Annotated in this window: 22 protein-coding genes and 1 tRNA gene; 15 read left to right on the plus strand and 8 right to left on the minus strand. The window is 36.2% G+C overall.

The window, feature by feature from the left end:
* Positions 1-40: 40 nt before the first annotated feature.
* Genes pseC through accB form a run of 4 tightly spaced genes read right to left on the minus strand, consistent with a single transcriptional unit; the run spans position 41 to position 3,696 of the window.
* A complete protein-coding gene (gene pseC / locus BKH41_RS03050) occupies positions 41-1,159 on the minus strand; it encodes a UDP-4-amino-4,6-dideoxy-N-acetyl-beta-L-altrosamine transaminase (RefSeq protein ID WP_095296971.1) in 1,119 nt (372 codons plus the stop codon).
* Positions 1,159-1,830: a hypothetical protein gene (locus BKH41_RS03055; protein WP_095296972.1), complete on the minus strand. Its 672-nt coding sequence runs from the start codon at positions 1,828-1,830 to the stop codon at positions 1,159-1,161. The genes pseC and BKH41_RS03055 overlap by 1 nt, the downstream gene beginning before the upstream one ends.
* Positions 1,831-1,871: 41 nt before the next feature.
* Complete coding sequence (locus BKH41_RS03060; protein WP_095296973.1) at positions 1,872-3,230, minus strand: acetyl-CoA carboxylase biotin carboxylase subunit; 1,359 nt, start codon at positions 3,228-3,230, stop codon at positions 1,872-1,874.
* A 4-nt stretch (positions 3,231-3,234) separates the two neighbouring features.
* Complete coding sequence (gene accB / locus BKH41_RS03065; RefSeq protein ID WP_095296974.1) at positions 3,235-3,696, minus strand: acetyl-CoA carboxylase biotin carboxyl carrier protein; 462 nt, start codon at positions 3,694-3,696, stop codon at positions 3,235-3,237.
* 108 nt (positions 3,697-3,804) lie between these two features.
* Between accB and dcd the strand changes: the two genes are divergently transcribed.
* The gene (gene dcd / locus BKH41_RS03070; protein ID WP_095296975.1) at positions 3,805-4,374 is read left to right on the plus strand and encodes a dCTP deaminase; all 570 of its coding nucleotides are present in this window, start codon (positions 3,805-3,807) and stop codon (positions 4,372-4,374) included.
* Position 4,375: 1 nt separating this feature from the next.
* Here the strand turns inward: dcd and BKH41_RS03075 are convergent, their stop codons facing one another.
* On the minus strand, positions 4,376-4,978 hold the full coding sequence (locus tag BKH41_RS03075; RefSeq protein ID WP_180762714.1) for a phosphatase PAP2 family protein: 603 nt from the start codon (positions 4,976-4,978) through the stop codon (positions 4,376-4,378).
* A 167-nt stretch (positions 4,979-5,145) separates the two neighbouring features.
* A tRNA-Arg gene (locus BKH41_RS03080) sits at positions 5,146-5,222 on the minus strand.
* A gap of 141 nt (positions 5,223-5,363) precedes the next feature.
* Between BKH41_RS03080 and rpsU the strand changes: the two genes are divergently transcribed.
* From rpsU to accA, 5 genes are all read left to right on the plus strand, one after another.
* Positions 5,364-5,576, plus strand: a complete 213-nt coding sequence (gene rpsU / locus BKH41_RS03085; RefSeq protein ID WP_095274037.1) for a 30S ribosomal protein S21 — start codon at positions 5,364-5,366, stop codon at positions 5,574-5,576.
* 146 nt (positions 5,577-5,722) lie between these two features.
* A complete protein-coding gene (gene fabG, locus BKH41_RS03090; RefSeq protein WP_095296977.1) occupies positions 5,723-6,466 on the plus strand; it encodes a 3-oxoacyl-ACP reductase FabG in 744 nt (247 codons plus the stop codon).
* Positions 6,467-6,566: 100 nt separating this feature from the next.
* Entirely contained in the window at positions 6,567-6,800 is a 234-nt protein-coding gene (acpP, locus tag BKH41_RS03095) for an acyl carrier protein (protein WP_095296978.1), read from the plus strand.
* A gap of 59 nt (positions 6,801-6,859) precedes the next feature.
* The gene (locus BKH41_RS03100; RefSeq protein ID WP_095296979.1) at positions 6,860-8,098 is read left to right on the plus strand and encodes a beta-ketoacyl-ACP synthase II; all 1,239 of its coding nucleotides are present in this window, start codon (positions 6,860-6,862) and stop codon (positions 8,096-8,098) included.
* An 18-nt stretch (positions 8,099-8,116) separates the two neighbouring features.
* Positions 8,117-9,046, plus strand: coding sequence for an acetyl-CoA carboxylase carboxyl transferase subunit alpha (gene accA / locus BKH41_RS03105; protein ID WP_095296980.1), 930 nt, complete (start codon positions 8,117-8,119; stop codon positions 9,044-9,046).
* A 219-nt stretch (positions 9,047-9,265) separates the two neighbouring features.
* Here accA and ruvB read toward each other — a convergent pair whose 3' ends face one another.
* Both ruvB and panB read right to left on the minus strand, forming a co-directional pair.
* Positions 9,266-10,294, minus strand: a complete 1,029-nt coding sequence (ruvB, locus tag BKH41_RS03110; protein WP_095296981.1) for a Holliday junction branch migration DNA helicase RuvB — start codon at positions 10,292-10,294, stop codon at positions 9,266-9,268.
* A gap of 3 nt (positions 10,295-10,297) precedes the next feature.
* A complete protein-coding gene (gene panB, locus BKH41_RS03115) occupies positions 10,298-11,083 on the minus strand; it encodes a 3-methyl-2-oxobutanoate hydroxymethyltransferase (RefSeq protein ID WP_095296982.1) in 786 nt (261 codons plus the stop codon).
* Between the two features lie 154 nt (positions 11,084-11,237).
* Here panB and BKH41_RS03120 point away from each other — a divergent pair, with 154 nt between their 5' ends.
* From BKH41_RS03120 to thrB, 9 genes are read left to right on the plus strand one after another with little or no spacing between them, the layout of a single operon-like run.
* Positions 11,238-11,900, plus strand: coding sequence for an outer membrane beta-barrel protein (locus BKH41_RS03120; RefSeq protein ID WP_095296983.1), 663 nt, complete (start codon positions 11,238-11,240; stop codon positions 11,898-11,900).
* Complete coding sequence (locus BKH41_RS03125) at positions 11,890-12,540, plus strand: outer membrane beta-barrel protein (protein WP_095296984.1); 651 nt, start codon at positions 11,890-11,892, stop codon at positions 12,538-12,540. The genes BKH41_RS03120 and BKH41_RS03125 overlap by 11 nt, the downstream gene beginning before the upstream one ends.
* 8 nt (positions 12,541-12,548) lie before the next feature.
* The gene (locus BKH41_RS03130) at positions 12,549-13,499 is read left to right on the plus strand and encodes an outer membrane beta-barrel protein (protein ID WP_095296985.1); all 951 of its coding nucleotides are present in this window, start codon (positions 12,549-12,551) and stop codon (positions 13,497-13,499) included.
* Positions 13,500-13,551: 52 nt separating this feature from the next.
* Positions 13,552-14,829 carry a 3-isopropylmalate dehydratase large subunit gene (locus BKH41_RS03135; protein WP_095296986.1) on the plus strand — a complete coding sequence of 426 codons (1,278 nt, stop codon included), beginning with the start codon at positions 13,552-13,554 and terminating at the stop codon, positions 14,827-14,829.
* Between the two features lie 9 nt (positions 14,830-14,838).
* Positions 14,839-16,266, plus strand: a complete 1,428-nt coding sequence (locus tag BKH41_RS03140; RefSeq protein ID WP_095296987.1) for a M23 family metallopeptidase — start codon at positions 14,839-14,841, stop codon at positions 16,264-16,266.
* Complete coding sequence (locus BKH41_RS03145) at positions 16,238-16,786, plus strand: septum site-determining protein MinC (protein WP_095296988.1); 549 nt, start codon at positions 16,238-16,240, stop codon at positions 16,784-16,786. The genes BKH41_RS03140 and BKH41_RS03145 overlap by 29 nt, the downstream gene beginning before the upstream one ends.
* Positions 16,783-17,676, plus strand: a complete 894-nt coding sequence (gene lpxC, locus BKH41_RS03150) for a UDP-3-O-acyl-N-acetylglucosamine deacetylase (protein WP_095296989.1) — start codon at positions 16,783-16,785, stop codon at positions 17,674-17,676. Before BKH41_RS03145 ends, lpxC begins: the two co-directional genes overlap by 4 nt.
* A 5-nt stretch (positions 17,677-17,681) precedes the next feature.
* Positions 17,682-18,158, plus strand: coding sequence for a hypothetical protein (locus BKH41_RS03155; protein ID WP_095297235.1), 477 nt, complete (start codon positions 17,682-17,684; stop codon positions 18,156-18,158).
* A gap of 32 nt (positions 18,159-18,190) precedes the next feature.
* Positions 18,191-19,075, plus strand: a complete 885-nt coding sequence (gene thrB, locus BKH41_RS03160) for a homoserine kinase (RefSeq protein ID WP_095296990.1) — start codon at positions 18,191-18,193, stop codon at positions 19,073-19,075.
* Positions 19,076-19,081 lie beyond the last annotated feature (6 nt).

The raw sequence follows: 19,081 nt of genomic DNA on the forward strand, positions 1-19,081 counted from the left end.
CAAGTTTTTAGAATCTCTAGCAAAAATCGCTCCAAAATTATTATAAACAGGTCTTGATATTTTCAAAAACCTTTAAAATCTTTTCCGCACTTTGTTTGGCCATCTCCAAATCCATTTTTTGATGACAAGGTATGGAAATTTCAGCGCGATAAAAGTCTCTTGCATTTGGGAGCTCCATTTCTCCTAAAAGCTTTTTGTAAAGACTGAATTCATAAACTGGCTTGTAATGGACTTGAATACCAAGTTCGTCTTGTAGCAAAGCTTTAAAAATATCTTCTTTGGAACACCAAAATTCCGGAGCCAAAATAATCGGATATAGATGGTTTGTAGTGGTGTGAGGCATATCTTGATGTAATGTGAAAAAATAAGGGTTTCCCTTGAAAGCTTTGTCATAAAATTGAGCGATTTCTTCTCGAATTTGGAGAAAGCTTTCAAGTTTTTTAAGCTGGGATATTCCCAATGCAGCTTGAAATTCAGTCATTCTAAAATTAAAACCACTTTTGATTACATCGGTATTCCAAAGTTCTTTTTTTACTACTCCGTGCGAGCGGATAAGTTTAGCTTGCTCATAAAAATCTGTGTTATTTGTGACGAGTGCTCCGCCTTCACCTGTTGTGATGGGCTTGATGGCATGAAAGCTAAAAATCGTAATATCAGCAAGCGTACCGATTTTTTTATTTTGATATTTTGCCCCGATGGAATGGGAGCTGTCAGAAATAAAAATAAGACGATTTTTTTCACAAATATCTTGAATGCTTTTGACTTCAACGCTGTTTCCTGCGTAATCAACGCTTACAATTGCTTTGGTTTGAGGAGTGATGAGGGAGGAGATCAGTTTTTCATTTATATTGCCATCTCTTTTAATATCGCAAAATACAGGTAATGCACCGCATTCAAGCATCATATTAGCAGTAGCTGCAAAAGTGATGGGAGATGTGATGGCGTGATTGTTTTTTTCTATGTTAGCAGCTTTATAGGCTGCATAAAGAGCAGAGGTTGCAGAATTAAAGACAAGGGCGTGTTTTACCCCTAAGTATTCACAGAGATTGTTTTCAAAATCTTGAGTGAGTTTTCCTTGAGTCAGGTTTGAACTCTCTAAAGCCTTAATAACTGCTTTTATGTCTTCTTCTTCAATAAGTTGCGTGCTATAAGGGTTCATTAGCCCAGTAGCTTTGCTAAGCGTTCCAAGGTTATCCCATCGGTTTTATGAGATTCTTTAAATTGTTTTTCGTTCAACGCTGATTTATCAAGTGTATCATAATCGGAATTGGTTTTTTTAAAGCTTTCAAGATTGGTTTCAAGCTTTTGATTGAGAAGATGAATGGCATTTTTGGCATATTTTTTTTGGATATTGAGATTTTTCAGAAAGCTTTCGGAAGTTTCGGGGCTATCTGCTTTGATTTGGGAAGGTTTGATTGTGCTTGCATCAAATTTGACATCTAAATCAAGGCGTCTATAATTTTTAATAAAAACGTTTTGACCATTGAAATCGGAAGAATCAAAAGTTTTAGTGATTTTTTCTTTGATTTTATCAGCCTTATCAATGCTTTCTTGCTTGTCTTCTTTTTCTTGATTTTGGAGTTTTTTAGAGATTTTTAAAAGAGATTTGCCTTCTTCAGACATCTCATCAATACTTAAGATGGCAGTTTGAAGAGCGCCAATGGCATTGTTAATTTCTTTTGTCGATTTTGACAGGTCACTTTCGTCAATTTTAATGGAATCTTGAGAATTTTTAACTTCGTTTGGTTTTTTTTCAGAAACAACCTCTGAAGATTTTTTTGAAACAATAGTATCATTGATCGGAGAGGGATTGCGGGGGGTAATCTTCATAATCCATTCCTTTGGCTTATTTTGAACAAAGCAAGCATTTGTTATTCCATATTTTGCTCTAAATATTTCGTATGGATTTTGGAAAGCTTAAAGTCGGCGTTGTCCATCATTTTGAGATGAAAAGGTATGGTTGTTTTGATCCCTTCGATACAGAATTCTTTTAAAGCTCTTTTCATTTTTGCGATGGCTTTGTTTCTGTCTTCCCCCCAAACGATAAGTTTTCCTATCATAGAATCATAAAACATAGGGACGACATAGCCGGCATAAGCGTGAGTATCAAGCCTCACATTTGCACCTCCTGGCGCGATCCATTTGGTGATTTTACCTGGGCAAGGATAGAATTTTTCAGGATCTTCTGCAGTGAGACGACATTCTATTGAATGTCCTTTAAATTTGATAGTTTCTTGTTTGGGGAGCTCTTCGCCTTCTGCGATTCTTATCATCCATTCTACCAAGTCTAGACCACTCACCATTTCACTGATGGTATGTTCGACTTGAAGCCTTGTGTTCATTTCCATAAAATAAAAATCTTTGTAATTGGCATCCAAAAGGAATTCAAAAGTCCCAGCACCTACATAACCAATATGCTTGGCTGCTTTTACGGCAGTATCTAAAAGGGATTGTCTGACTTCAGGGCTAAGGACTGCAGCAGGTGTTTCTTCAATGAGTTTTTGTTGTCTTCGTTGGGTTGAACAGTCTCTTTCTCCGATATGGACAACATTTCCGTGTTTGTCTGCAAGGATTTGGACTTCAATATGCTTGGGATTACGGATGAATTTTTCCATATAAATGGTTCCATCTCCAAAGGCGCTTAATGCTTCACTTTCAGCGGCTAAATAAAGATTTTTCAAAAGTTTTGGTTCTTCAACAACGCGCATTCCTCGCCCACCCCCACCGGCAGCTGCTTTTATGATAACAGGATAGCCGATTCTTTCAGCCACTTCCTCAGCCTCTTTATAACTCTTAAGAGCCCCTTCACTTCCAAGAATTACGGGAACACCCGCATCTTTCATCACATCTTTCGCCTTTGATTTATCGCTCATCATTACCATTACATCTGCATTAGGACCTATAAATTCCACTCCGTGATGGGAGCAGATTTCGACAAAATTCTGATTTTCGCTTAAAAAGCCATAACCCGGGAATATGGCATCTGCATCAAAAAGATCTGCTGCGCTCATAATGGCAGGGACATTAAGATAACTTTCAGATGATTTTGGTCCCCCGATACAAACTTTTGCATCAGAAATATCAAGATAGTGAGCATCCTTATCTGCTGTCGAATAGATAGCAATTGCTTCTTTTCCCATTTCCTGAATGGTTCGAATTGCTCTAAGGGCTATTTCGCCTCGATTAGCGATGAGAATTCTATGGAGTGTTTTTTTTTCTACTTGTTTCATAGCGCTATATTTTCTCTACTTTGATGAGTTTTGTTCCGTATTCAACCGGTTGAGCGTCATTAACCTCCAAAGAAATGATTTTACAATCGTATTCTGCTTCTATTTCGTTCATAATTTTCATTGCTTCAATAATCCCAATAGTTTGACCTTTTTTTATAGTGTCCCCGACATTCACATAGGGAGCGGAGTCTGGAGATGGGCATCTGTAAAAAGTTCCTACCATCGGTGATGTTATAAAATCCCCGCTTTCAGAACAAGGAGCAGAGGGTGTTGGAATTTGGGGAGCGTTTTGGATAATGGGCTGAGGAGGAGTATGGGTTGTCGGGTGAATTTGAGAGGGGATTGCTGGGTCGAAAACAGGCTGTTTGTCAAGTTTAAGTTCAAAATCATTTTGTTTAAGACTCAGACGCGTTATTTCTGAATGATTAAAGATTTCGATGAGTTTTTTTATTTCTACAAGGTTCATAATTTATTTATCCTTTAACTTGAAAAATTTAGAATTCTCAATATTATTGAATTGAGATTGCCTTTCGTCTTTGGTATAATACCATAAGTTTAGCTCAAAAGAGGATTTATGGGATTAAAATCAGATACTTGGATTAAGGATATGAGCCTTACGCAAAGAATGATAGAGCCTTTTTGTGAAAAACAAATCGGGCAGAATGTGATCAGTTACGGATTGAGCAGTTATGGTTATGATATCAGGGTAGGCAATGAGTTTATGATTTTTACAAACGTGGGGGCGACATTGGTTGATCCTAAAGATTTTCATTATGATAATGTTGTAGAGATTGATGCTTCCAAACAAGGTTATTGTGTCGTACCTCCAAATTCTTTCGCTTTGGCAAGAACGGTGGAATATTTTAGAATGCCTAGAGATACGCTTGCAATTTGTTTGGGAAAAAGCACTTATGCTAGATGTGGGATTATCGTGAATGTAACGCCATTTGAACCTGAATTTGAAGGACATATTACTATTGAAATATCTAATACTACGCCTTTGCCGGCAAAAATTTATGCCAATGAAGGCATTGCTCAAGTATTGTTTTTGCAAGGGGATGAAGCTTGCGAAGTAAGCTACAAAGACAAAAAAGGAAAGTATCAAGGGCAGATCGGTATCACCTTGCCAAAAATTTTAAAATAATCTAAAATCTGTAACTTATTGCAACCCCATAAATATTTTGATAAACCCCTTTGGATATTTCCTCTTGATCGACATTTACATCAATATTCACATCTTTGTTTAATTTGCTTGTGACCAAATATGAAATCCCATATCCCAATAAAGCTCCAGCGATCACTTGGGTTACGGTGTGTCTTTGGGCTGTAATTCTTGAAATTCCTACCAAAGTTGCTAAAATAGTTGTAGGAACACCCCATTTCCACCCGTATCGTCTTTGCATAAAACCTGCTGCAGAAAATGCAGATGCTGTATGCCCAGAAGGAAACCCATCATAGCTTCCATTATTAGGTCTTTGGCTGATTCTTGCCCAGCTTGGATGATTTCTTGAAATGCCTACAAAACTATATTTAATAGCAAATGTAAGTGCTAGAGTGCTGCCCGTTCCAATCGCGAGATAGCCTAACCCTTTATAATCTTGTTGGGTTAAGGAATAGACTGCTGCCATTGCAGGTAAAAATTGAAAGATATCTCCATAGATTTCAAAAGCATCTTTTTTTCGTGCTTGCGATTGTGTCAGAAGACTTGCGAGCATAAAAGTGATGAAAAATATTTTCAGAAATTTCATAAAAATCCTCATTATTTATATAAATTGAGATTTGTATTATACAGATTTTAGTACCCATTCCTCTTTCGAAGTTAGAATATAGTTTTTGTTAAGCAATTTTTTGTCATTGCTTTTGGATTTGATATTTGGTTAAGTTTCAAATTTAATGCATTATAAATGTTTGGAGATGGTGTGCCCAGAGGGATTCAAACCCCCGACCTACAGGACCGCAACCTGTTGCTCTATTCAGCTGAGCTATGGGCACTTTTTTAAGTTGTTTGGATGAAAGCAAATTTTACCAAAAGTTTATTGATTTTTATGTTAAATTTATGGTTTTTGACCTATAATCTCTTTCGTAGAAGTTTTAGGACTTCGATAATTTAAATAAAGAAAGTGGTGATTTGGAATGCCTGGTATTAAAGTCAGAGAAAATGAGTCTTTTGATGAAGCTTACCGAAAATTCAAAAAGCAGACCGATCGAAACTTGGTAGTAACCGAGTGTCGAGCGAGAAGATTTTTTGAATCAAAAACTGAGAAGCGCAAAAAACAAAAGATCAATGCCAAGAAAAAAATGCTCAAGCGTCTTTATATGCTCAGACGCTATGAGTCTAGACTTTAATTTCTCAACCTTTGGGTTGAGAAAAATTGAGTCCTTCAATCTTCTTAAAAATCTAGTCATTTATTTTAAACTCGAAACTTTTTGTTAATATTACCTTTTTAAATTTTAGATGAGAATCTAAACTAAGGATAATTAGGAGATTAATAATGAAATTTAGTGGTAAAAATGTCTTGATCACGGGTGCTTCAAGAAGCATCGGCGCAGAGATTGCTAAAACTTTGGCAAGTTTTGGTCTTAAGGTTTGGATTAATTATAGGAGTAAGCCCGAAATCGCTGATAAACTTAAGGAAGAGATTGAAAAATCTGGTACTCAAGCAGCTCTTATTAAATTTGATGTGACTGATGAAGAGGGATTTATTGAGGGAATAAAAACAATCATTGATTGTGATGGAGAATTATCTTATTTGGTAAATAATGCTGGAATTACAAATGATAAGCTCGCTCTCAGAATGAAAACCGAAGAATTTATGAATGTTGTGGATGCAAATTTAAAATCCACTTTTATTGGGTGTCGCGAAGCCCTCAAGTTGATGAGCAAGCAGAAATTTGGAAGCGTGGTAAATATTGCTTCTATTGTAGGAGAAAGAGGTAACCCAGGGCAAACTAACTATGCTGCAAGTAAGGGGGGTATGATTGCGATGAGTAAATCTTTTGCCTATGAAGGGGCGTCTAGAAATGTAAGGTTTAATTGTGTTACCCCTGGTTTTATAGAAACAGATATGACGAGTATTTTGAAAGAGGAAGTCAAAGAAAACTATATCAAAAACATTCCCTTAGGAAGGCTTGGAGATTCTAAAGAAATTGCACAGGCAGTGGCATTTTTATTGAGCGATTATTCAAGTTATATCACCGGTGAGGTTTTGAAAGTCAATGGTGGGCTTTATATGTAAATTTTTGCAGAAAACGCGGTTTTTTTATTTTTTAATTTGTTTTTATTAAAACTTTAGTTAGAATCATAAATTTAAATCGAAAATTATGTAAGGAGATAAAATGGCTTTATTTGATGATATACAAGCTGTAGTGGTCGAACAACTGAACGTAGATGCGAATCAGGTAAAATTAGAGGCTGAATTTGTGAAGGATTTGGGTGCTGACTCTCTTGATGTTGTTGAACTTGTAATGGCATTAGAAGAAAAGTTTGGGATTGAAATTCCTGATGAGCAGGCTGAAAAAATTGTAACGGTTGGCGATGTGGTAAAATTTATTGAAGCCAATAAAAAATAATCAGCTCCTTTAAAATAGGGAGGAGCTTGCTCATTTTATCGTTATAATAAGGAGTATATGTGCGTCGGATCGTTGTAACCGGTTTAGGAATGATAAATTCGTTGGGATTGAATAAAGGGGATTCTTTTAAATCTATTGTGGACGGGGCGTGTGGCGTTAAAAGAATTACTTGTTTTGATGCGAACGATTTTCCGGTGCAAATAGCAGCAGAGATAACAGATTTTGATCCTAATGAAGTGATGAATCCTAAAGAAGTCAAAAAAGCAGATCGTTTCATTCAGTTGGCTCTGAAAGCTTGCAAAGAAGCGATGACTGACAGCGGACTTTTGAATACTGAAGGTAAATGTAGCGATAGCATTGCTGATAGGTTTGGTGTGAGTTCTGCAGCAGGAATAGGGGGGCTAGGGAATATTGAAAAGAACTCTATTGCCTGTTTTGAAAAAGGTCCTAGAAAAATCACTCCATTTTTTATTCCTTCGGCTCTTGTAAATATGCTTGGTGGTTTTACATCTATCGAGTTTGGCATTAAAGGTCCAAATTTATCGAGTGTTACAGCTTGTGCTGCAGGAACTCACGCAATTATTGAGGCAGCCAAGACAATTATGGTCAATGGTGCAGATAGGATGCTTGTAATAGGTTCAGAATCGACAATTTGTCCTGTCGGCATTGGTGGTTTTGCTGCGATGAAAGCCTTGTCATCTAGAAATGATGATCCTTTGAGGGCTTCCCGTCCTTTCGATAAGGATAGAGATGGTTTTGTGATGGGCGAAGGTGCGGGTGCTTTGGTATTGGAAGACTATGAGAGTGCCAAAGCTAGAGGAGCAAAAATTTATGCTGAGCTTGTAGGTTTTGGAGAAAGCGGGGATGCTAATCATATGACAACTCCCGCTCCAGAAGGCGAAGGTGCTTATCGTGCAATGAAAGCTGCTTTAAATATGGCAGGTGTTAAGATTGATTATATCAATGCTCACGGGACAAGTACAGGATATAATGATTTGTTTGAAACTATGGCTTTGAGAAATGTTTTTGGCGGCAAAGAAAATGTTCCACCTGTGAGTTCGACGAAAGGTCAAATCGGACATTGTTTGGGTGCTGCAGGTGCTATTGAGGCTGTTATTTCAATTATGGCAATGAATGAAGGTGTTTTGCCTCCGACCATTAATCAGGAGACTCCAGATCCTGAATGTGATCTTGACTATATACCTAATGTTGCTAGAGAAGCAAAAATTGAAACCGTAATGAGCAATTCTTTTGGTTTTGGCGGCACAAATGGTGTCGTGATTTTCAAAAAAATATAATCATATTAGAGCGTAGAAGTGGCTACTTATTTAGATTTTGAGCAACGTATCAAGAGCATTCAAGATGAAATAGAAATGGCTGTGATTCGTGGCGATCAAGCTGCAAAAGATATTTTAGAGATAGAGCTAGAAAAGGAAGTTCGTTCAGTTTATGCAAATATGAACGATTATCAAAAGCTCCAGTTGGCTCGTCATCCTGACAGACCTTACTCAATGGATTATATTGATTTGATTTTAAAAGATGGCTATGAAATATCAGGAGATCGTCATTTTAGCGATGATAAAGCGATTGTTTGTTTTTTAGGAAAGATTGAAGATCAAACAACTTTGATCATTGGAGAAGAAAAAGGACGTGGCACTAAGAATAAATTGATGCGTAATTTTGGAATGCCAAATCCTGAAGGCTATCGTAAAGCGCTCAAAGCTGCAAAATTTGCTGAAAAGTTTGATATTCCTATTTTAATGCTTGTGGATACTGCCGGTGCTTATCCTGGGTTGGGCGCAGAAGAGAGGGGTCAGAGTGAAGCAATTGCAAAAAATCTCCAAGAGTTTTCAACCTTAAGAGTTCCCACTATTTCAATTGTTATTGGAGAGGGAGGAAGTGGTGGTGCTTTGGCGATTGCAGTTGCTGATAAGCTTGCAATGATGCAATATTCTATTTTTAGTGTCATTTCTCCGGAAGGTTGTGCGGCCATTTTATGGAATGATCCCAGTAAAATAGAATCCGCTACAAAAGCAATGAAAATTACTCCTGATGAACTTAAGAAAGCCGGTTTGATTGATGATATTATTTTGGAACCAAGCAGAGGAGCGCATCGTGATAAAGGGTATGCGGCCAATTCTATTAAAGAATATTTTTTAACCAATTTAGAAATCCTTAGGAAAGATCCTGATTTCGTCCAAAAGCGTTATGAAAAATTAATGGCGTATGGGGCTTTTTCTGAATAATTTCTAATCTTCTAATTGAAGAAATAAATAAAATTCCCATTATTTGATCAATCCTTTCAAAATAGACAATTATTCTTAGAGCTATTCAAATGCAATACTTTAATGTTTAATGAAAGAATTTTAAGATTTATGGTGTTTGATTCTCCTGTTCTTATCAATATTTTGGAATGTGTTACTTTTCTATACATCAAAACTAATTCTTTAAGTGGGTTGCATAGATTATAAAAGTCCTTTTTGATTCATTTTTATATTTAGAATTTCATAGGTTTTATAGGTGGCAATTCTGCCTTTTGCAGTTCGCTCTAAGTAACCATTAGCAAGCAAGTAGGGTTCGATCACATCCTCAATAGTTCCTTCATCTTCACTCATTGCAGCTGCGATTGTGCTTAATCCTATCGGTTTTCCTTTGGTCTCTGATAAAATTTTTAAATAGCGTAAATCCAACTCATCAAATCCGAATTCATTGACACCTAGTTCATTTAAAGCATATTTTGTAATCTTAAGATCTATAGTTTTTTTTTCGGCGACTTCAGCAAAGTCTCTGACTCTGCGGAGTAATCTGAGGGTGATTCTAGGTGTTCCACGTGAGCGAGAAGCGATTTCTTTAGCGCCTTCTTCATCAAGAGGTTTGCCTAATTTTAAACTTGCTTTTTGAGCAATTAGAGCAAGTTCGCCAACTTCGTAAAATTGCATTCGGAAACTCATTCCAAATCGGTCTCTCAAGGGGTTGCTTAACATTCCTGCACGCGTTGTAGCTCCAATCAGTGTGAATTTAGGGAGATCGATTTTGACGGTTTGGGCAGCAGGACCTGAGCCAATAATGATATCTAGGCGAAAATCCTCCATTGCAGGATAAAGAATTTCTTCGATTGCAGGACTTAAACGGTGTATTTCATCAATGAATAAAATATCTCCATCATTCAGATTTGTCATTATTGCAGCCAAATCTCCTGCTTTTTCAATCATCGGGGCGGCTGTTACTCTAATGTTTGCAGCCATTTCATTGGCAATAATATGGCTGAGAGTGGTTTTTCCAAGTCCAGGAGGTCCAAAAAATAGCGTATGGTCAAGACATTCGCCCCTTTTTTTGCTTGCTTGAATAAAAACTTTCAGATTTTTTTTTATTTTTTCCTGCCCGATGTATTCTTCCCATAAAGCAGGTCTTAGAGAATTTTCGGCATTTTCTTCAAAATCAAGTTTTTCAATGTCGATAATGCGACTGTTTTCTTCTAATGATACGCGTTCCATTGTTTAGTAGCTTTCTTCTAAAGAGGGAAAATTTTCTGATTTGACATCTTGAACATATTTTTGAAGTGCTTCTTGAATAAGTGTTGCACCATCAAGATATCTCCTGACAAATTTTGGCTTGAATCTTTGAAAAAATCCCATCATATCACTCCATACAAGAATTTGACCATCGCATTTTTTTCCACTACCTATGCCTATGGTTGGGATTTTTAGTTTTTGAGTGATATGGTTTGAGACTTCAGAAGCTATTCCTTCAAGTACAATCATAGAAGCGCCAGCGTCTTCTATTGCAAGAGCATCATCTATGAGTTTTGAAGCTTCTTTCTCGCTTCTGCCTTTGATTTTATAACCGCCTTCTGAACGCGCAAATTGAGGCATTAATCCAATATGTCCAATTACAGCTACCCCTTCTTTAACAATAGCTCGTACTGATTCTGAGCGTTCTTTACCTCCCTCAAGTTTGATGGCGTCTGCAGAGGTTTTTTGATAAAATTTTAAAGCGTTTTTGACCGCCATTTTTGAGTTTTGATAGCTTCCAAAGGGCATATCTGCAATGATAAAAGATTTTTTAGCGCCTATGCATACCGATTTTGTGTGGTAAATCATTTCTTCTAATGTAATGCTTAATGTATCCTCTTTGCCACCAAAGCTCATATTCAGGCTGTCTCCAACTAAAATTACATCTGTTTGAGCGTCAAATAGGCTTGCAAATAATGCGTCATAGGCCGTGACGGCTGTAATTTTTTCAACTCCTTTTTTGGATTGGAGGGTGTGAATAGTCATTTTCATTTGTTTGCTCCTTGTTTCTTGGGAATTATACAATTTATTTGTTTAGGAGCTTTTTATGAAAAATGTTCTAAAATTCTTTATACAAAAAAAGGAAATTTTATATAAAAATAGATAAAATAACCCGATATTAGAACAACGTTTTTAAGGTTGGCAGATGTTGCAACGGATTGCATTGTTAGTATTATTGTTTTTAGGATCGGTTTGTGTCGCAGATACGATTAATTATGGCACACTCGATCCTTCCTATTACAAATATATCAAATTTTATCAAAAGACAACCGATAAAGAAATTGCCGAACTTGTCCAAAATCTTGATGAAGCTAGTAAAAAAACAGGGCTTTTTTTGGGATTGAGCGTGGGTGCTTTGGGGAATGATGTAGCAAGCAATTTAAAAAAAGATTATCTTTTTGCTTATGGAGCTAAGTTTGGTTATCAGTCTTTTATTCCTTCAATTTTTGAGAAGCTTTTTTTGCCTAATTATGTAGGTAGAAGAATTTATATCCAGTATCTAGCTACAGAATCTAAGGAGGAGCCTTTGGGAAGACTTGATTTTTCAACGATAGCAGTTAATGGTGATTTAATGATTGATCTGCCCGTATGGAAAGGATTGTCTGCTGGCATAATTGCAGGTATTGGACTTGGAAGTATGATTCATGGGTATAATGCTAACTCTGAATTTGCAGCGATGTTGAATACCGGTTTTGGGGTTACATTTTTTGGTCACAATCGTTTGGAGCTTGAACTCAAGTTTATCACAGATAAAAACATTGAATGGTTGGGGGCATTGTTTATGGCAGGGTATCAGTATGTTTTTTAAGCGTTTAATTCTATGTCTTTTATTTGCTCTAAGTTTTAGTTTTGGTCTTGAGACTGACAAGCCTGCCGATCAAAAAAGACAAGTTTATATGCTCAAAGGACAGCTTTATGAGCAAGAGCAAAAGCTCCGGCTTGAAGAGATGGCAAAAGAAAAAAATGGCTTTTTTGTTGGTTTAATCTTGGGCAATATAACACTCAATGCAACCCCTGCAGGCTATGTTGATTCACATCCTTTTCTTTATGGAGCAAGAGTGGGTTATCAGCAGTATTTGAAAGATTATATTGGAGGTCTTAGATTCTATGGGGAATATTTGAGAGGCGATATGGAAAGTATGGCTTATCAATTGGCAAGCTTTAATCTTGATTTGATTGCAGATGTTCCTTTAGATGACGATAAAAAATATGCCTTAGGGGTATTTGGTGGCGTTGGAATGGGTTGGATGGATTATGCTGATCAGGCTGTCAAGCCCCCTTTGAGCCAGTTTGGCGTGGTGATAAATTTAGGCATAGCTTTGACTTTAAATATCAGACATCGCATTGAGTTAGGTTTAAAAATCCCTCCTATAAAAACAAAAGAGACAAGCTTGTATCGATTTGCCACTACAAACGCTTATCTCATAAGTTATAATTTATTGTTTTGAGGCATCAAGTGAAAAAAATTATTTTTATATTATTGGTAATTATGTTGCAGGCAGAAGCTGAACCTCAGACCTCTATAAAGCTTATTGCGAGCTTAGATGGAGAGATCCATTCGCTAAAAGAGCAGATCATCAAAAATGGTGGCACTCCTGAAGAGTATTATCCGAATAAAAAATATATCGAATCTCATTATCCTAACGCTTCTGAAGAGAAAAAAAGACAATTGATGCAAAAATATGGTCGCGCAGATTCTAAAAGTGGTATTTTTATGGGAATCAATGCGGGATATGGGTCATTATTTAATGATTATATAGATGGGCATTATAATCAGACAACAACCACCATTGATGATCTTAAAAATCAGAGAACAGGAGTTTTAAATTCTCCTCTTAAATTGCAATCTAATCTTTATATGTTTGGTGGTAAGCTTGGTTATCAGAGTTTTTTTAATCCGTATTTTGGTGCTAGAATCTATGGAGATGCTATGATTTCGACCGGAAATATTAAGAACAAAGATGATGGCACAAAGATTGGTTCAGTTATTTATATGTTGGGAGCATTGAATCTTGATTTGCTTGTAGAGATGCCTTTGGATAGAAGGTATCGGTATTTTGTGGGTGGGTATTTTGGTATTGGCTTTGGGGCAATGATTTTGCTTGATAGTGCTGATAAAGAAAAAATGAAGCCGCTTTTGAAAGATACAAGCTATAGCAGTGATAATGTCTTATGGAATACGCTTCTTCAGGTTGATTATACTTTTAATGCAGGGGTTGCTTTTACCATCAATACTAAAAATCGCCTCGAAGTAGGGGCAAAAATCCCGTGGAATTTTTTGAGATTAGGACTTGAGAGTCCGGCGAAATATCAGAATGCAAGTGGGGATAGCAAAACGCTTGAATCTAAAGACATTGAATTTAAGCGCTCCGTAATTTGGACGGCAAGTTATATTTATCTCTTTTAAAAATGAAGAAAATTATAGTAGAATTTAGCCTTAAAAGTAAAAGGGAAGCAGAATGACAGGACAGACGATTACGGAAAAAATTTTTTCCGCTCATTGCGGTAAGGCAGTATATGCAGATGAGATTGTAGAGACTGATATTGATATGGTTATTGGGAACGACATTACTACCCCTCTCTCAATTAAAGCATTTCGTAGCATTGGAGCAAAATCTTTGGCAAAGCCCGATAATTTTTGCATTGTAATGGATCATTTTATCCCTGCTAAAGACATTGCTTCTGCAAACCAAGCCAAAATCAGTCGCGATTTTGCAAAAGAATTTGGTTTGAAAAATTATTTTGATGAGAGAGATATGGGAATTGAGCACGCTCTCTTGCCTGAAAAGGGTTTAGTGTTGAGTGGTGATGTGATTATCGGAGCAGATTCTCATACCTGTACTCACGGAGCTTTAGGTGCTTTTTCTACGGGTATGGGTAGCACTGATTTGGCGTATGCGATGATCACGGGTAAAAATTGGTTTAAAATTCCCCAAAGCATTAAAGTTGAATTTATCGGTAAGCCTTCTGAAAGGGTATATGGCAAGGATTTGATTCTAGAGGTTATTCGTCAGATTGGGGTTGATGGAGCGCTTTATCAAGCTCTTGAGTTTTGCGGAGATACGATTGGATATTTGAGTATGGACGATCGTTTCTCATTGTGCAATATGGCCATTGAAGCCGGAGCCAAAAATGGCATCATTGCTGCTGATGCAATAACTAAGGAATTTTTCAGGAGTAGAAACGAACTCAATGGTTTGAGAGCAGAGCCAAAGTATTATTATTCAGACAAAGATGCTAAATATTCTAAAATTATTAGAATTGATGCGAGCAAACTTGAGCCGGTAGTTGCCTATCCTTATCTTCCAAGTAATGGTAAGTTTGTTAGTGAGGCAGTAAAGGATGAGTTGAAGATCGATCAGGCATTTATAGGATCTTGCACAAACGGGCGTTTGAGCGATTTAAAAATAGCAAGCGAGATTCTGAATGGCAAAAAAGTGCATTCAGATGTTCGTCTTATCATTACTCCAGCTACTCAAAGAATTTACAAACAGGCTCAAGAACTTGGGTATATAGACATTCTTATTGAAGCTGGTGCATTGATTTCCAACCCGACTTGCGGGGCTTGTTTGGGCGGATATATGGGGATATTAGGAGATAACGAGCGTTGCATTTCGACAACAAATAGAAATTTTGTTGGAAGAATGGGTGCAAGAAGTTCAGAAGTTTATTTGGCTAATTCTGCTGTGGTTGCTAAAAGTGCTATAGAGGGAAAAATATCCGATCCTAGAATATAAGGTTAATCAATGAAATTTAAAACTTTTATAAAATTATTTTTTTTAATTATTGTAATTGTAGGTGCTTATGCCGTTTATAATTCAAAATTTTTCGAAAGAAATCCTCCAGAAGTAGAAATTTATATGTCTATAAATAAAAAAGATCGTGTGGAGTTAGGGAGTGAGGCATATTGGAACCCGAATAAAAAAATTTACGTCAGCGTTTCTGATGATACCGGAATAAGATCTTATAAGGTGAGTGCGGTAACTTCAGATAATGTAGTTGTATTTGATAAAGAAGAAATTGTTTTGGACAAGCCCAAAGAGAAAGCTTTTTTGTTGCCAAAGCCTGAAATTAAACTTCCTGATGGGATCAAGATTCATTATAAAATTTCTGTTACTGATTGGAGCAATGCAAATTTTTTCAGTGGTAATACAACTGTAAAGAACTTAGATTTGATTGTAGATACGCAAGCCCCTATTATCAATATTGTGGCCAATTCTTATAAAATCACTTACGGGGGTAGTGCTTTATTGATTTTTAGAGTTGTAGATAATGGCGTGCGTTCCATTAGTGTGAGTAATGGCGAAAATGATTTCAAGGTTTTTCCTTTTATGAAAGAAGGGTATTACGCAGTTATTTTGGCTTGGCCTGTGCAGAATAATTTTTTTAACGGAACTATTACGGTTTTAGACAAGGCATTCAATCAAAAAAGAGTTTCCATTCCTTTGATCAAAGATATGAGCGTTCGATATAGATATTCTAGCATTAAAGTTAAAGATAGTTTTTTAAATGGAAAACTTAATGAATTGGTGGATACCGTTGGCGAAAGAAAGCCTGAAAGTTTTTCAAACAATATTGAAAAATTTAAATATATCAATGAAACAATTCGTCATAAAGATGAAGAAATTATTTATAAAGCTGCCACAGAGATTAATTACAATTCTTTATTTGAACCGGTAACTTTTTCGGCTTTTTTACCGTTGAAAGGTAGTGTGGTTGTCGGAAATTTTGGAGATCATAGGACGTATTTTTTAGGTAAGCAAAAAATCAGTAAATCAATGCATTTGGGATTGGACATTGCGAGCGTGAGAAACGCGCCAATAATCTTAAGTAATTCGGGCAAAGTCGTCTTAACAGAGCTTTTGGGTGTGTATGGAAATACTACGCTTGTGTATCATGGTTTTGGTCTTTCTTCTTTATATTCGCATATGTCAAAATTTGAGGTTAAACCCGGTGACGAGGTAGCTTCAGGAACCGTAATCGGATTTACGGGTCAAACGGGATGGGCTTTTGGGGATCATTTGCATTTGGGTATTTTGGTTCAAGGTCATCCGGTTAGGGATGTGGAATGGATGGATCCTAAATGGATAAAATCAAATATCACAGATGTTTTTTTAAAAGCAAAAAATACTATTGAGGGCATTAATGATCAAAACAAGACAGAAAAATATTAGGGTTTTTGAATTGGAAGGAGGAGTAACTTCTGAATATATTGATTTTGTGACCAAAAATTTTGTTTTGCTTAAGGATTATTTATTGGTGTTTAAAAACCGGGTTGAGCCTGCGCTTCTTCAAACTCTAGATAAACTTAAAATCGTTTATGTCGTAAGTGAAAATGAACTCAGGGGTAAAGAGTTTTCCAAGATCTCTCCTACCGATGTTAAAACCGAAATTCGTTATAAAAGTATTCGTAGCGGCGAGGAAATAGAAAGTTTAGGGAATCTTGTGATTCTTGGAAATGTCAATAATGGAGCTAGAATTGTATCAGAAGGAACTGTGAGTATATTTGGAAAATGTGAAGGAATTGTTGTTTGTGGGGGTGAATATTTGATCTTAAAAACTTTATGTTCCAATCATATTGTTTTTAAAGGAGAGATCTTAAATCAAGAAATCGTAAAAAGAATAAGCTCAAATCATTCATTAAAAATAATTACAAAAAATGGCGATAATATATCCGTAAAGGAAATAGAATGAAACAAAGAACGATAGCAAAAAAAGTTGAGTTGATTGGTATCGGTTTGCATAAAGGCGTGCCTGTCAGAATGGTCTTAGAGCCGTTGGAGGCTGATAGTGGAATAATTTTTTATCGTAGCGATAAGGCTGTTAGCATTCCGATGAAGCCTGAAAATGTAACAGATACGATGATGGCCACCGTATTGGGAAAAGGAGATGCTAGAATATCAACGATAGAGCACCTTCTCTCAGCTATTAATGCTTATGGGATTGATAATCTGAAAATATCAGTAGATAATGAAGAAATCCCAATTATGGATGGCAGTTCTATAGCTTATTGTATGCTTTTGGATGAAGCTGGTACGCTTGAGCTTCCTTCTCTTAAAAAAGTCCTTCAGATTAAAAAACCTATAGAAGTCCGTGATGGAGATAAGTTTGTGAGAGTCGAGCCTAATGATAAAATGGTATTTGATTTTACCATTGATTTTAAACATCAAGCAATTAAAGAGCAGACATATAAATTTATTTTTACAAAACAGGCTTATAAAGAAGAAATTGCGCGCGCAAGGACTTTTGGGTTTTTGCACGAGGTAAATTATTTGCGTTCTCAAGGATTGGCAAAGGGCGGTAATTTGAGCAATTGTATCGTGCTTGATGAAAGTGGCATACTCAATAAAGAAGGTTTGAGATATAAAGAAGAGTTTGTTCGCCATAAGATTTTGGATGCTATTGGAGATATGGCAATTCTTGGAATGCCTTTGATGGGAAGCTATATCTCTTTTGCAGGTAGCCATAAACTCAATTCTTTGCTTACTCAAAAAATACTTTCAGAAAGTAATGCTTATGAAATTCTTACTTTAGAGCAAAATGAAGAAGAAAAAATGTTTGAATTTGCTAAAGAATTGCAATAATTTTGATGAGTAAAAAAATTGATTTAGTTTTAATTTCTGTAAATTCCCCTTTAAAATGCGGGATTTATCAGGATTTGTACCTTAGAAAAGAATTTTTTTCCATCCAAAAAACAAGCGATGGGCTTTTAGAGATTTTTTCTGAAATCTTTTCTTATTTGCAAGATCAAAACTTAGATTTGGATTCAATTTTTTATGCGAGGGGACCAGGTAGTTTTACTTCACTTAAATTGACGCATATTTTTTTGCAGACATTGACTTTAAGCTTGGGTGTAAAGCTTTATTCTAGCGATAGTTTTTATTTCAATCAAAATGCCCCTATCAGCGCCTTTGGAAATAAGTTTTTTATTCGTGAGGATTCGGGGGGAATCAAGCTCAAAGAGTTGAAGATCAAAAAAAACGATAATTTTTTTCTGCCCGAAAAAATTGATTTGAGTGCTTTTGATTCTCAAAATGCCCCTCTTTATATTTTGCCACCTATTTAAGATATAATGGCAAAAAAAATTTTAGGAAATAGATGACGATAAGCGTTCCTGCAACAAGCGCAAATTTAGGACCTGGTTTTGATTCCTTGGGATTAAGTCTTGATTTTAGAAATTATTTTAATATTACCCCCTCCACTCTTACAAGTATTCAACTCGTTGGGGAGGGTGAAGGATTTCCAAAATTTCGCGTTGATAATATGTTTGTGAAAATATTCAAAAAAACCTTATCAGATCTTGGAATGTCAGAGCGTGATTTCAGATTTTTTTTTAAGAATAAAATTCCCATTTCTAGAGGAATGGGAAGTAGTTCGGCAGTTATCGTGGGGGCGATTAGTGCAGCTCATTATTTAGTCAAAAATAGTTTAGATAGGAGAGAGATTGTTAATGCAGCTCTTCTTTATGAGTCTCATCCTGATAATATCACACCGGCTGTTTATGGTGGGTTTAATGTTGCGGTTGTGGAACATAAGAAAGTTTATCAATTAAAGCAGGAAATCCCTCAAGTGCTTAAAGCAGTGATGGTTGTACCCAATCGTTCAATTTCTACTAAATACTCTAGACAAACCCTTCCAAAGCGGTATTCAAGTGCAGAAAGTGTTTTTAATCTTTCGCGTGCTTCATTAATGAGTATGGCTTTTGTGCAGGGAAAATGGGAGTTTTTAAGATTGGCTTCCAAAGATAGATTTCATCAAGAAAGAAGAATGAAACATTTTCCCATTCTGTTTGCAGTTCAAAAAACTGCTTTAGAAAATGGAGCTTTAATGAGCACACTTTCTGGGAGCGGGTCTTCTTTTTTTAATATGTGTTATGAAGACGATGCACAAAGACTCTCAGAAATTTTTAATAAAAAATTTCCAAACTTTAGAGTTTTTGTTTTAAACTTTGATAATCAAGGCGTTGTTCTTGAGCAAGAATAAGCTAAT

Origin of the sequence: Helicobacter sp. 12S02232-10 (assembly GCF_002272895.1) — a bacterium.
In the GTDB taxonomy this organism is placed as follows: domain Bacteria; phylum Campylobacterota; class Campylobacteria; order Campylobacterales; family Helicobacteraceae; genus Helicobacter_J.

Bases quoted from the DNA above. Each gene is read 5' to 3' on its own strand.
- pseC (WP_095296971.1), bottom strand. From the start codon at position 1,159: ATGAACCCTTATAGCACGCAACTTATTGAAGAAGAAGACATAAAAGCA.
- BKH41_RS03055 (WP_095296972.1), bottom strand. From the start codon at position 1,830: ATGAAGATTACCCCCCGCAATCCCTCTCCGATCAATGATACTATTGTT.
- BKH41_RS03060 (WP_095296973.1), bottom strand. From the start codon at position 3,230: ATGAAACAAGTAGAAAAAAAAACACTCCATAGAATTCTCATCGCTAAT.
- accB (WP_095296974.1), bottom strand. From the start codon at position 3,696: ATGAACCTTGTAGAAATAAAAAAACTCATCGAAATCTTTAATCATTCA.
- dcd (WP_095296975.1), top strand. From the start codon at position 3,805: ATGGGATTAAAATCAGATACTTGGATTAAGGATATGAGCCTTACGCAA.
- BKH41_RS03075 (WP_180762714.1), bottom strand. From the start codon at position 4,978: ATGAAATTTCTGAAAATATTTTTCATCACTTTTATGCTCGCAAGTCTT.
- rpsU (WP_095274037.1), top strand. From the start codon at position 5,364: ATGCCTGGTATTAAAGTCAGAGAAAATGAGTCTTTTGATGAAGCTTAC.
- fabG (WP_095296977.1), top strand. From the start codon at position 5,723: ATGAAATTTAGTGGTAAAAATGTCTTGATCACGGGTGCTTCAAGAAGC.
- acpP (WP_095296978.1), top strand. From the start codon at position 6,567: ATGGCTTTATTTGATGATATACAAGCTGTAGTGGTCGAACAACTGAAC.
- ruvB (WP_095296981.1), bottom strand. From the start codon at position 10,294: ATGGAACGCGTATCATTAGAAGAAAACAGTCGCATTATCGACATTGAA.
- panB (WP_095296982.1), bottom strand. From the start codon at position 11,083: ATGAAAATGACTATTCACACCCTCCAATCCAAAAAAGGAGTTGAAAAA.
- BKH41_RS03120 (WP_095296983.1), top strand. From the start codon at position 11,238: ATGTTGCAACGGATTGCATTGTTAGTATTATTGTTTTTAGGATCGGTT.
- BKH41_RS03125 (WP_095296984.1), top strand. From the start codon at position 11,890: ATGTTTTTTAAGCGTTTAATTCTATGTCTTTTATTTGCTCTAAGTTTT.
- BKH41_RS03135 (WP_095296986.1), top strand. From the start codon at position 13,552: ATGACAGGACAGACGATTACGGAAAAAATTTTTTCCGCTCATTGCGGT.
- BKH41_RS03140 (WP_095296987.1), top strand. From the start codon at position 14,839: ATGAAATTTAAAACTTTTATAAAATTATTTTTTTTAATTATTGTAATT.
- BKH41_RS03145 (WP_095296988.1), top strand. From the start codon at position 16,238: ATGATCAAAACAAGACAGAAAAATATTAGGGTTTTTGAATTGGAAGGA.
- lpxC (WP_095296989.1), top strand. From the start codon at position 16,783: ATGAAACAAAGAACGATAGCAAAAAAAGTTGAGTTGATTGGTATCGGT.
- BKH41_RS03155 (WP_095297235.1), top strand. From the start codon at position 17,682: ATGAGTAAAAAAATTGATTTAGTTTTAATTTCTGTAAATTCCCCTTTA.
- thrB (WP_095296990.1), top strand. From the start codon at position 18,191: ATGACGATAAGCGTTCCTGCAACAAGCGCAAATTTAGGACCTGGTTTT.